Here is a 12208-nt window from a genome sequence, read left to right on the forward strand (position 1 = left end):
TTCGTGGCGGACGAAAGAGTAGCACGGCAGTCCCGGCCCTTCCGAACAGGCCGGTAGCAGGCGGGCCGAGCGGCGTGTGAGCTGCGCGCGCGCCGGCCGGATACCATCATGTCCTCGGGACCCGAGGAGGAGCCGGTGAGCGTGCTGCAACGCTTCGAGAAGCGTCTGGAAGGCCTGGTCGAAGGGGCCTTCGCCAAGGTCTTCAAAGGGGTGGTCCACCCCGTGGAGATCCTCAATGCCATGCAGCGGGAGGCTGAGGCGCACAAGGCGATCCTCGCCGGTGGGCGGACGCTGGTGCCCAACCGCTACGTGATCGATCTCTCGCCGTTCGACCACAGTCGGCTGGCCCCGTACGCCGCTGCGCTGGCCCAGGAACTGGCCCAGTCGCAGGCGGAGTTCATCGGCGAGCAGGCCTGGACGGTCTACGGCGACGTGATCGTCGAGATCGAGCGGGGCGAGGGGCTGGACACGGGAATGTTCCGCGTCACCGCCGAGGTCTACACCGGTGGCGAGGTCGCCCCGGTGTCGGCACCCGGCTACGACGCCGGTCCGCCCGCCTACCCCGCGTACGACCAGGGTGGGGGCTACGGCCCGCCGCCCGGGCACGGTGGTGGCCGCAACGTGCGGCTGGTCTCCGGTGACGGCCGCACCTACCCCCTCCAGATGGGGTCGACGGTGATCGGTCGCGGTGACCAGGCCAACCTGCGCCTGCCCGACGTCGGCATCTCCCGGCGACACGCCCGGCTGGATTTCGACGGCGGCCAGGTCGTGCTGACCGACCTGGGCTCCACGAACGGCACCATGGTCAACGGGCAGCGGGTTTCCGCCGTCGCCCTGAACCCTGGTGACATGGTCCAGCTCGGCACCACGACGCTGACCTTCCGCGTGGACGGCTGAGCCGCCTTGCCGGCACTGGTCATCACCGTCGCCCGGTTCGGGTTCCTGATCCTCCTGTGGATCTTCGTGTTCACGGTGGTCGGTGTGATCCGTCGGGACCTCTTCGCGGGAGCCCGGTCCGGTCGCCTGGTGGCGGCACCACGAGCGGTCGGCGCCTCGACGGGGCAGCAGGCGGCCAAACCAGCAAAGGTGAAGCGGGGGCGGGCGGCCCATCAACTGGTGGTGACCGCCGGTCAACTGGCCGGCACCCGGATCACCCTCGGTGAAGCGCAGATCACCATCGGGCGGGCCGAGGATTCCACGCTTGTCATCACCGACGACTACGCCTCCGCGCGGCATGCCCGGCTCATGCCGCGCGAGGGGCAGTGGTTCGTCGAGGACCTCGGCTCGACTAACGGGACATACCTCGATCGCGCTAAGGTCACCGGACCAACCCCCGTCCCCCTCGGCGTGCCGATCCGGATCGGCCGCACTTCCCTCGAATTACGGCCATGACTCTGACCCTGCGCTATGCGGCCCACAGCGACCGCGGTCTGATCCGTGACGGCAATCAAGACTCCGTCTACGCCGGGCCGCGGCTACTCGCCGTTGCCGACGGCATGGGCGGTATGGCCGCCGGTGACGTCGCCAGCAACATCGTCATCGGTGCCATGGCGCCGCTCGACGAGGACGTCCCAGGGGACGCCCTCGTCGACGCGTTGCGTTCGGCCGTGGGCACCGCCAACCAACAGCTCCGCGACACGGTGGACGCCAACCCGCAGTTGGAGGGGATGGGCACCACGCTGACGGCGACCCTCTTCTCCGGCAGCAAGCTGGGGATGGTCCACATCGGCGACTCGCGGGCCTATCTGCTGCGCAACGGTGAGTTCTCCCAGATCACCAAGGACGACACGTACGTCCAGATGCTCGTCGACGAGGGCCGGATCAGCGCCGAGGAGGCGAGCAGCCACCCGCAGCGTTCGCTGCTGACCCGCGCCCTGGACGGCCGGGACATCGACCCCGAATATTCGGTGCGTCAGGTGCTGCCCGGTGACCGTTACCTGATCTGCAGCGACGGCCTGTCGGGTGTGGTCAGCGCCGAGACGATCGGTGATTCCCTGCGGGAGTACACCGACCCGCAGCAGTGCGTCGAGCGCCTGGTTCAGCTCGCCCTGCGCGGTGGCGGCCCGGACAACATCACTGTGATCATCGCCGACGCCACCGACCACGACATCGTCGAGGCGACCCCGATCGTGGGCGGCGCCGCCGCCCGGGACCGGGGCATGGCCACCTCCGCCGACAACTCGACCCCTGCCGCCCGGGCCTCGGCGCTCTCCGCGCCGCGCCCGGCTGTGCCGGAGGAGCCGACGTCCTCGGACGACGAGCCGGAGCAGCGGAGGCACCGACCGGTGCGGGCCACCGCGATGGCGCTGGCCATCCTGGTGATCATCGGCGGTGGTCTCTTCGCCGGCTGGACGTACACGCAGCGCCAGTACTACGTGGGTGCCACCGACGAAGGGCAGGTCGCTGTCTTCCGGGGGATCCAGGGGCAGATCGCCGGAGTTGACCTCTCCACCGTGCACCGCACCAGCAGCACCCGGCTGGACGACCTCACCGTCGCCGCTCAGGACACCGTCAAGGTGGGCATCCGGGCCAAGAGCGAGCCGGACGCCGAACGTCAGCTCGCCGAGCTGACGAGCGACACCCCGACCAACCCGAACCTGAAGCCGATCTGCCCGCCCGACCCGACGGCGGTGGGCGGCACGCCGTCGGCCTCGCCGACAACCGCCCTTCCCGGGACGACCCCGGAGCCGAACGGCAGCCCCAGCGCCGGGGCGCCGGTGACCCCCAACGGGGTCGTCAGCGCAAGCCCGACCCTCGCGGCCACCGATCTGACCTCCCCATCCGACGCCACGCCCTCCGATTCGACAGCGCCGGGGCTCGACCCGGCCGGCTGCCGGTCTCCTGAGTGAGCGTCGGCTGAGATCACAAGGACCCCACCCGTGACCGTAGCGGCCACACCGGCACCCTCGCCCGCCACCACGGGCGGGGATTCCGGCGTACGCCTGGCCCGGTCACGTCGCAACGCCGAGCTGTCCCTGCTGCTGTTGGCCATGGTGATCGTGGCCGCGTACATGGCGACCGTCGAGGCGAACCTGCTGGACACTGTCACCCCGGACTTCTGGATGCCCGCTGCCGCAGTCGGCGCGGTCTTCCTCGGCCTGCACCTGGTGATCCGGTTCCTCGCCCCGTACGCCGACCCGGCGCTGCTGCCTGCGGTGGCCCTGCTCAACGGCCTCGGGGTGGGCTTCCTGCGCCGGATCGACCTGGGCGAGGCGGCACCTGCCGACCGGGAGGGCCTGGCCACCTTCGCCGGTATCGGCGGCCGGCAGTTGGCCTGGACGCTCGCCTCGGTGATCCTCGCCGCCGTCCTGCTGGCCATCATGCGCGACCACCGTTCGATCTCCCGGTACGCGTACACCCTGGGGCTTGCCGGCATCGTGCTGGTGATGCTCCCGGCGGTGCTGCCCAGCAGCATCTCCGAGATCAACGGCGCGAAGCTGTGGATCCGGGTCGGTGGCTTCTCCATCCAGCCAGGCGAGTTCGCCAAGCTGGCGCTGCTTGTCTTCTTCGCCTACTACCTGGTGCGCAAGCGCGAGGTGTTGTCGCTGGCCAGCCGGCGTTTTCTCGGCATCGACTTCCCGCGCGGACGCGACCTCGGCCCGGTCGTGGTGGTCTGGCTGATCAGCGTCCTGGTGCTGGTCTTCGAGAAGGACCTCGGCACCTCGCTGCTCTACTTCGGCATGTTCGTGGTGACGCTCTACATCGCCACCGAACGGGTCAGTTGGCTGCTGATCGGTCTGATCCTCTTCTTCGGGGGCGCCTACCTCGCCTACATCCTCGGCTCGACGGTCGGTGGGCCGTTCGCCAACTTCTACGTGCGCGCGGAGATCTGGCTGGACCCGTTCGCCGATCCGCACGGCAAGGGCTACCAACTCGTCCAGGGCCTGCTCGCCCTCGGCACGGGCGGGCTGTTCGGCGCCGGGCCGGGCGGCGGCCAACCGGACATCCTGCCCGAGGTGCAGAACGACTTCATCTTCGCCGGCATCGGTGAGGAGATCGGCCTCTTCGGCCTCTCCGCGCTGCTCGTGGTCTACCTGCTGATCGTGGAGCGGGGCCTGCGCGCCGCGCTCGCGGTGCGTGACTCGTTCGGCAAGCTGCTCGCCGGCGGTCTCGCGTTCACCCTGGGCCTCCAGGTCTTCGTGATCGTCGGCGGCATCAGCAAGCTCATCCCGCTCACCGGTCAGACCACGCCGTTCCTGTCCGCCGGTGGTTCGTCGCTGATGGCCAACTGGCTGCTCATCGCGGTGCTGCTGCGGGTCTCCGACGGCGCACGCCGTCCGGTGACCGGTGGTGGCAAGGCGGCCCGACCGACGGGTGGCCCGCCCGAGCAGTTGCACGGTGCTCCCACGGAGGTGATCAAGCCGTGAACGCACCCCTGCGCCGCGTCGGCGTCGTCGTCATTGTCCTGTTCGGCCTGCTCTTCGCGAACCTCAACTGGATCCAGGCGTACAAGGCCGATGAATACCGCACCAGCGACTACAACGGTCGGGTCCAGGTTGCCGACTACAAGCGCAAGCGCGGCAACATCGAGGCCGGCGGCACCGCGCTGGCCACCAGCAAGGAGACCACCGGCAAGCTGAAGTTCCAGCGCTCCTACCCGGGCGGTGCCAAGTACGCCCACGTGCTCGGCTACAAGCCTGTCAACCTGGCCGACAAGGGCATCGAGCAGGTGGAGAACGACTTCCTGGCCGGCACCAGCGACCAGTTGATCGGCGACCGGTTCAAGGACCTGTTCACCGGTGACGAGACCGGTGGTGGCAACGTGCTGCTCACGCTCTCCAAGCGGGCGCAGGACGTGGCGTACGACCAGCTGCGCAACAACCAGGTGGGGGCGAAGAAGGGCGCGGCGATCGCCATCGACCCGCGTACCGGGGCGGTACAGGCGCTGGTCTCGATGCCAAGCTTCGACCCGAACCCGCTGGTCAGCCACAACACCAATGAGGCGACCGCGGCGTTCAACAAGCTGGAGCAGGACCCGGAGGGTCCGCTGAAGAACCGCGCGCTCGGCGAGACGCTGCCGCCGGGCTCCACCTTCAAGATCGTGATCGCCGCCGCAGCCCTGGAGAACGGCGTCACCAAGACCACCCAGATCCCGGCCGGGTCGAGCTACACGCCGCCCACCTCCGGCAGCCAGATCCGCAACGCCGCTCCGTCGATCTGCCCCGAGTCGCAGGTCACCCTGATGGACGCGGTCACCGAATCCTGCAACACCGGCTTCGCCCAGCTCGGGGTGCGCCTCGGCGCCGACACCGTGAAGGAGAAGGCGCGGCAGTTCGGGTTCGAGCAGGAAGACCTCACAGTGGGTCACCTCGGCGAGGGCGGCCTGCCCACGGCGGCCAGCCGGACCGGGGACATGCAGAACCCCGACGGCAGCACCGACCCGGCCGCGCTCGCCCAGTCCTCGATCGGGCAGAACAACGTCCGGATGACCCCGCTGGAAGGCGCCCTGATCGCCAGCGCGGTCGCCAACAACGGCAGCCAGATGCGGCCGTACCTGGTCCGGCAGTTGCTCGCTCCGGACCGGACCACCAGCTACTACACCGCCAAGCCCCGGGAGCTGCGCCAGCCGGTCAGCGGTCAGGTCGCGACCGACCTGCGCGAGATGATGGTCAGCGTGGTGCAGAACGGCACCGGCCGGAAGGCAGCCATCAGCGGCTACACCGTCGGTGGCAAGACCGGCACCGCCCAGTCCGCCCCGGACCGCCCCGACCACGGTTGGTTCATCGGCTTCGCCCTGGACAAGAACGGCAACCCGGTCTCCGCGGTGTGTGTGGTGCTGGAGCAGGCCGGCAGTGGCGGGAGCGCCGAGGCCGCACGCATCGGCGGCCAGATAATGCGAGCCGCCATCGCCGACCCCGGGGGTCGCTGACATGCTCAGCCCCGGCGTCCAGCTCGGCAACCGCTACCGTCTCGACGAGCGGATCGCCAGCGGCGGCATGGGCGACGTGTGGCGCGGCACCGACCAGGTGCTCGGCCGTACGGTCGCCGTGAAGAGCCTGCTCCCCGCGCTGCTCGACGACCCGGACTTCGCCGAGCGGTTCCGCGGTGAGGCCCGCACGATGGCCACCATCAACCACCCCGGCGTGGTGGACGTCTACGACTTCGGCAACGACCAGCAGATCGCCTTCCTGGTCATGGAGTACGTCGAGGGCGACGCCCTGTCGTCCACGCTGAGCCGGGTCGGTCGGCTCACCCCGGCCCGGACGATGGCCCTCGTCGCGCAGGCCGCCGACGCGTTGCACGCCGCGCACGAGAAGGGCATCGTGCACCGCGACGTCAAGCCGGGCAACCTGCTGGTCCGGCCGAACGGCACACTTGTGCTCACCGACTTCGGCATCGCCCGCTCCGACATGGTCGGCCAGCTCACCGCCGCCGGTTCGGTACTCGGCACCGCCTCGTACATCTCGCCGGAGCAGGCCACCGGCGGCGTTGCCACCCCCGCCTCCGACGTGTACGCGCTCGGCGTCGTCGCCTACCAGTGCCTCGCCGGACGGCGGCCGTTCGAGGGCGACAACCCGCTCGACATCGCCATGCGGCACGTCCGGGAGACGCCCCGGCCGCTGCCCGCCGACATCCCGCCGCAGGTCCGGGCCGTCGTGGAGCGCGCGTTGGCGAAGGACCCGGCTGCCCGGTGGCCCAGCGCAGCAGCCCTCGCCGGTGTCGCCCGCCAGCTCAAGGCCGCGCTCTCCCAGCAGGCCCGGGCCGGTGGCAACCCCGGGCCGGTCTCCGCAGCGCCGGCCTCACCTGCCGCACCCGGCCGCGCGCAGGTGCCACAGGCGCACCAGATGCGCTCGCCAGGTGCCCCGCACCGCCCGGCGCCCGCCGGGCAGCGGCCGAATTCGGTTCCGCCGGCTCAGCAGCCGCGCCCCATGTCGGTACCGCCGGCCCAGCAGCTTCGCCCCACCTCCGTCCCGCCGGCCCAGCCACTGCGCCCCACCACCGTCGCGCCGGCCGTTCCCTACGCCCGACCGCCGGCCGCCCCGGCCGGCTATCCCCGTGGCGCCGCGGCGGTGCCACCGCCACAGGTCCGCCAGGAACACCCCCCGGCGTACGTCCACCAGGCCGGCCCGGTGCCGCCCGGGCCGGACTCCCACCGGTCGCGGCCCGGAATGGTGCTCCTCGCCATCCTGCTGGCCGTACTGGTCCTCATCTGCTCCGGCGTGATTTCCTACAGCCTGCGGAAGCAGTCGCAGGACGGTGCCGCCGGCGCGCTGGCCTCACAGACCGTGACGGCCGGCGCGCTGGGGCTCGACGGACGCGACGATGCGACCCGGACGTCGTACCGTCGTGAGGTACGAATCCAGCCGGACGACGGCGGGACGACGACGAGCGAAGGACGACAGACGCGATGACAGCGCAGGCCCGCCTGCTCGGTGGCAGGTACCAGGTCGGCGAGCTGCTCGGCTATGGCGGCATGGCCGAGGTGCACCGCGGTCGCGACCTCCGGCTCGGTCGGGACGTCGCGATCAAGATGCTCCGAACCGACCTCGCCCGGGACGCGACGTTCCAGATGCGGTTCCGTCGGGAGGCGCAGAATGCCGCCTCGCTCAACCACCCGGCGATCGTGGCTGTCTACGACACCGGCGAGGAGACCGCGCCGACCGGTGAGACGTTGCCGTTCATCGTCATGGAGTTCGTCAACGGCCGGACGTTGAAGGAGGTGCTCGGCGCCGAAGGGCGACTTCAGCCACGTCGAGCGCTGGAGATCTGCGCCGACATGTGCGCGGCGCTGGAGTTCAGCCACCGGCACGGCATCATCCACCGGGACATCAAACCGGGCAACGTCATGCTCACCCAGACCGGCCAGGTCAAGGTGATGGACTTCGGCATCGCCCGGGCTCTGGCCAGCGGCGCGACCACGATGACGCAGACAAGCGCGGTCATCGGCACGGCGCAGTACCTTTCCCCGGAGCAGGCGCGCGGTGAGGCCGTCGACGCCCGTTCCGACGTGTATGCGGGCGGCTGCGTGCTCTTCGAGCTGGTATGCGGGCACCCGCCGTTCGTCGGTGACAGCCCGGTGAGCGTCGCCTACCAGCACGTACGCGAGACGCCGCCGACGCCGAGCGACATCAACCCGGACGTCAACCCGGCTGTCGACGCGATCGTGCTCAAGGCGCTGTCGAAGAACCCGCTCAACCGTTACCAGAGTGCCGGGGAGATGCGGGCCGACCTGCTGCGCGCCGCCGCCGGTCGACCGGTGCTCGCCACTCCGGTGCTGCGTGAGGCCGAGACGGTGGCGATGGCTCCGGCCGGCGGCGGAGGCGGCTACCCGGCTGCCGGCGGCGGGGCGCAGACCCGGCAGATCCCGGCCCGGGTCGGCGACCCGCGTCAGCGCAAGGCGTCCTCCTGGCTGATCGCCCTGTTCAGCGCGGTCGGTGTGCTGGCGGTGATCGCCCTGGTGGCGGCCCTGCTCTGGAGCCAGCAGCAGGACGAGGCGCTGAAGCCGGTGCCGACCCTTACTGGCAAGAGTCAGACAGCCGCGATCACCGAGATCCGCAATGCCGGGTTCCAGCCGGTGGTGGGCGATCCGGTGTTCGCCAGCGACTGCACGGAGGGCAGCGTGGTCCGACAGGACCCAGGGCCGGGCGGTCGGCTGAAGCAGAACGCCTCGGTGACGATCCAGGTCTGTGGTGGCAAGCCCGAGGTAGCGGTTCCGGCAGGGCTCAAGGGCAGCAAGCGGGAGAGCGCGATCGCCCGGCTCACCGAGGCGAAGCTCAAGTACGAGGTCAAGACGGTGGACAACGAGGCGCCCCAGAACGAGGTCCTCAGCGTCGACCCGCCGGAGGGCCAGCGCGTTCCCGAGGGCACGCAGGTGACGCTGACGGTGTCCAACGGCAAGGTCCGTGAGGTGCCGGACGTGGTCGGGTTGAGCGAGAACGAGGCCACCCGTGTCCTTCGCAACGCGGGCTTCACTGTGAGTTCCCAGAACGGGCCGGAGGTGCCGGCGGCTGAGGCCGGCAAGGTCACCGACCAGAGCCCGAACGCCAAGGACAAGAAGCCGACAGGCACGAGGGTGACCATCAAGGTGAGCCAGCCGGAACCGGAGACCGACCCGACGCCGTCGGGCACACCGACGGGCACACCGACCGGTACGCCGACCACGCCTGGCAGCGGAGGCGGCGGCGGCCTGCCGTTCCCGCCTCCGCCGACCCGACTTCCCCAGGACTAGGCACACCTGGGCATCGGCATGACCGACTCAGAAGCGACAGCGGCCGGGCCGGTGCGCCGCTGGCCTCGACGCCTCAGACGCGCGGCCATCCTGGGCGTCGTCGTGCTGCTGCTCGCCAGCCTTCCGTGGCTGTGGACGACGCTCGCCGCACGCGGCCATCTGCACTCGGAGGCCGACGCGCCGGCCGCCGACGTGGTGATCGTCCTGGGCACCGCCGTGGCGGCTGATCGGCAACGTCCGGGGGACCGGCTCGCCGGCCGCCTGGAGACCGCCGCGGCGCTGGTGACCAGTGGGCGGGCCAAGGTCGTCCTCGTGTCGGGCGACGGCGGTGGCACCTCGGGTGACGAGCCGGCGGTGATGACGTCGTACCTCGCCGGGCTCGGTGTCGATCCGCGGCGTGTGGTGGCCGACCCGTTCGGCCTCGACACGTACGACAGTTGCCTGCGAGCACGCGAGGTGTACGGCGTCGAGCGGGCACTTATCGTCACCCAGTCCTACCACCTGTCCCGAGCGGTGACGCTGTGCCGGCAGATCGGCCTCGACGTCGACGGCGTGACCGCCCGCTGCGACGGCTGCGGCGCTGCCCTGCTCGCGGAGAAATCGGTTCGGGACTACTTCGCCAGTGGCAAGGCGGCGTGGGACGCGGTCCGGGGCCGGGCGCCAGCGGTCAGCTCGCCCGCGGACCCGGCGGTCCAGAACGCACTACGGCCCTGACCTGCCCCGCGAGTCGACTCCGGCGGCTCAGGTGGTGGCGAACGCCGCCAGGCGGCGGGCGTCGACCTCGGCGGCCAGCGCGGGTGCCCGTTCCAGCGCCTCCGGGTGACCGCAGCTGGCCAGCCAGTTGGCGAGCATCAGGTGACCGCCCTCGGTGAGCACCGACTCCGGGTGGAACTGCACGCCCTCGATCGGCAGTGTGCGGTGCCGCATCGCCATCACCACGCCGGAGCCCGTCCAGCCGGTCACCTCAAGCTCGTCGGGAAGTGTCTCGGGCAGCACGGCCAGCGAGTGGTAGCGGGTGGCGGTGAACGGGTCGGGCAGGCCGGCGAGCACGCCAACCGACCGGTGCCGTACGTCGGAGGTCTTGCCGTGCAGCAGCTCGGGGGCCCGGGTCACTGTCGCACCGAACGCCTCGCCGATGGCCTGGTGACCGAGGCAGACGCCGAAGATCGGCAGCTCGCCCGCGTACTCCCGGATGACGTCAAGGCAGATGCCGGCGCGATCAGGGCTGCCCGGCCCGGGTGAGAGCAGGATGCCCGCCGCGCCCACCCGGCCGACCTCGGCCACGTCGATCTCGTCGTTGCGGCGGACCTCGCAGTCCACGCCGAGCTGGCCCAGATATTGCACGAGGTTGAAGACGAACGAGTCGTAGTTGTCGATCACCAGGACGCGCATGATCACCTGCTCGGGGAGGACGGCGCGGGATTGTTCTGCTCGGTGTCGTACGGCAGGTCGTGCTCGTCGCCGGCCGGGGTCTCCCCGGTCACCGCGTCCTCGCCGCCCGTCTCCGCAGGCACGCCGGACTCGACCTGCACGTCGTCGAAGGGCAGCAGCGGCTCGGCCCAGGGGAAGGCCACGAACCAGAGCAGGGCCACAGTGGCGGCCACCAGCAGCACCGAGCCGGTCAGCTTGCCGACCAGGCCGAAGGGGAGCTTGCGCCAGATGAACGCGTACATCGGTCAGCCCCCCAGCTCGGCGGGACGGCCCGCCGTCTTGGGTTGGGTACGGTCCAGTTCGGCGTGGACGATCAGGCGCTGGTAGTTGTCGAACTTCGGATTGCAGGTGGTGAGCGTGAGCATCCGCTTGGTCGGCTTCTTGTCCGGATCGCCGGGCACCGGAGCCACCACCTCGACCTGCGTCGGCTTGACGATCCGGGACTGCGAAACCAGATAGACGTACCACTCGGTCTTGCCCTCGACGACAATCGCGTCGCCCTCGTTCAGCTCGTCCAGCCGCCAGAACGTGGCCCGGTTGCGGTGGCCGGCGACGGAGAAGTTGCCGACCTGGCCGGGCAGCGCGCTGGCCGGATAGTGGCCCGGGGCGTACCTGATGTCGGCCTGGGTGACACCTTCGACCACCACCCAGCTCTTGTCGAGCTTGGGGATGTAGAGGCCGGCGAGCGGCTTGCCGCGGACCGGAGGGGACGGCTTGGCGCTCGGGCCGGCGGACGGAGCGACAGTCGGGTCGTCGGTAGGGGCCCACACCTGGGCGAGCTCGTTGCTGAGGTCGTTCTGGTGGGCGTCGACGATGGCCGACTTGCCCCAGATCTCGTAGCCGGCGAAGAGCAGCACCACGAGGCCGAAGGTGATCAGTACCTCGCCGGTGACCCGGATGCCGGTACGGATCCGGGACCCGAGCGACGGGCGGGTGAGTTCCGAGTAGACGCTCTTGTAGCCCTCGCCGGTCTGGTGCGGCCGGAGCTGGACCACCCGTTCGCCGCGGCGAGGGCGGGGCGGCTCGGCGGGGCCGTCGTCCGTACCGGCCGGGTCGTCGGTGGTCGGGGTGCGGGGCACCGCGCCCATCAGCGCCGTGGAATCCATGGCCGGGGGCCGGGGCGTGGGCCTTGCGGACACGGCGGGGATGAGCGCGGTGGCGCCCGGGTCGGCGGCGGGGTCCGGGCCGCGACCGGACCCGGCCTGAGGTGCGCTCCCCGGAGACCCGGTCGGGCGGGGGGATCGGGGGCCGACCTTCGGAAGGTACGCGGTCGGCTCGTCGCCCACGGCCCGGCTCGGACCGCCGCCGGACAGAGCCGGCCCGCCGCCGGCAGGAGCCAGCCCGGTGGGTACGCCGGACGGGCCGCTGGCGGCCGGCGGGCTGGTCGGCGCGACGCCCGGTGCAGGCGGGCGGATGGGACCTGTCGGCCGGACCGGCCCTGGGTCGGCGGAAGCGCTCGGCCGGTCAGCACCGGCAGTGGGACGGCCGGATCCGCCGTACGGGCCGGGCGCGGTGGACCCGCCGCCATGCGGGCCGGGACCGGTGGACCCGCCGTGCGGGCCGGGGCCGGTGGGCGCGCCGCGTGGGCCGGGGCCAGTAGGCCCGCTG

11 protein-coding genes are annotated in these 12208 nt (G+C 71.2%); 8 read left to right on the forward strand and 3 right to left on the reverse strand.

All coding sequences use genetic code 11. The features are described from left to right. Window positions 1–108 precede the first annotated feature (108 nt). From ADK66_RS01425 to ADK66_RS01460, 8 genes are read left to right on the forward strand one after another with little or no spacing between them, the layout of a single operon-like run. Window positions 109–897 (forward strand): DUF3662 and FHA domain-containing protein, encoded by a 789-nt coding sequence (locus tag ADK66_RS01425; protein ID WP_007454122.1) that lies wholly within the window; start codon window positions 109–111, stop codon window positions 895–897. A 6-nt stretch (window positions 898–903) separates the two neighbouring features. Next, window positions 904–1392 (forward strand): FHA domain-containing protein, encoded by a 489-nt coding sequence (locus tag ADK66_RS01430; RefSeq protein ID WP_053651797.1) that lies wholly within the window; start codon window positions 904–906, stop codon window positions 1390–1392. Beyond that, window positions 1389–2849 (forward strand): protein phosphatase 2C domain-containing protein, encoded by a 1461-nt coding sequence (locus ADK66_RS01435; protein ID WP_053651799.1) that lies wholly within the window; start codon window positions 1389–1391, stop codon window positions 2847–2849. Before ADK66_RS01430 ends, ADK66_RS01435 begins: the two co-directional genes overlap by 4 nt. 30 nt (window positions 2850–2879) lie before the next feature. Beyond that, window positions 2880–4367 (forward strand): FtsW/RodA/SpoVE family cell cycle protein, encoded by a 1488-nt coding sequence (locus ADK66_RS01440; protein WP_053651801.1) that lies wholly within the window; start codon window positions 2880–2882, stop codon window positions 4365–4367. Further along, on the forward strand, window positions 4364–5869 hold the full coding sequence (locus ADK66_RS01445) for a penicillin-binding protein 2 (RefSeq protein ID WP_053651803.1): 1506 nt from the start codon (window positions 4364–4366) through the stop codon (window positions 5867–5869). The genes ADK66_RS01440 and ADK66_RS01445 overlap by 4 nt, the downstream gene beginning before the upstream one ends. A 1-nt stretch (window position 5870) precedes the next feature. Beyond that, the gene (locus ADK66_RS01450; protein ID WP_053651804.1) at window positions 5871–7352 is read left to right on the forward strand and encodes a serine/threonine-protein kinase; all 1482 of its coding nucleotides are present in this window, start codon (window positions 5871–5873) and stop codon (window positions 7350–7352) included. Then, on the forward strand, window positions 7349–9169 hold the full coding sequence (gene pknB, locus ADK66_RS01455; RefSeq protein ID WP_053651807.1) for a Stk1 family PASTA domain-containing Ser/Thr kinase: 1821 nt from the start codon (window positions 7349–7351) through the stop codon (window positions 9167–9169). Before ADK66_RS01450 ends, pknB begins: the two co-directional genes overlap by 4 nt. An 18-nt stretch (window positions 9170–9187) precedes the next feature. Further along, the gene (locus tag ADK66_RS01460; protein ID WP_053651808.1) at window positions 9188–9883 is read left to right on the forward strand and encodes a vancomycin high temperature exclusion protein; all 696 of its coding nucleotides are present in this window, start codon (window positions 9188–9190) and stop codon (window positions 9881–9883) included. 27 nt (window positions 9884–9910) lie between these two features. Here the strand turns inward: ADK66_RS01460 and ADK66_RS01465 are convergent, their stop codons facing one another. Genes ADK66_RS01465 through ADK66_RS32100 form a run of 3 tightly spaced genes read right to left on the reverse strand, consistent with a single transcriptional unit; the run spans window position 9911 to window position 11706 of the window. Continuing rightward, complete coding sequence (locus ADK66_RS01465; protein WP_053651810.1) at window positions 9911–10561, reverse strand: aminodeoxychorismate/anthranilate synthase component II; 651 nt, start codon at window positions 10559–10561, stop codon at window positions 9911–9913. A gap of 2 nt (window positions 10562–10563) precedes the next feature. Then, a complete protein-coding gene (locus tag ADK66_RS01470) occupies window positions 10564–10842 on the reverse strand; it encodes a hypothetical protein (protein WP_053651811.1) in 279 nt (92 codons plus the stop codon). Window positions 10843–10845: 3 nt separating this feature from the next. Further along, complete coding sequence (locus ADK66_RS32100) at window positions 10846–11706, reverse strand: class E sortase (protein ID WP_082377114.1); 861 nt, start codon at window positions 11704–11706, stop codon at window positions 10846–10848. Window positions 11707–12208 lie beyond the last annotated feature (502 nt).

Source organism: Micromonospora sp. NRRL B-16802, from assembly GCF_001279555.1.
In the GTDB taxonomy this organism is placed as follows: domain Bacteria; phylum Actinomycetota; class Actinomycetes; order Mycobacteriales; family Micromonosporaceae; genus Micromonospora; species Micromonospora profundi.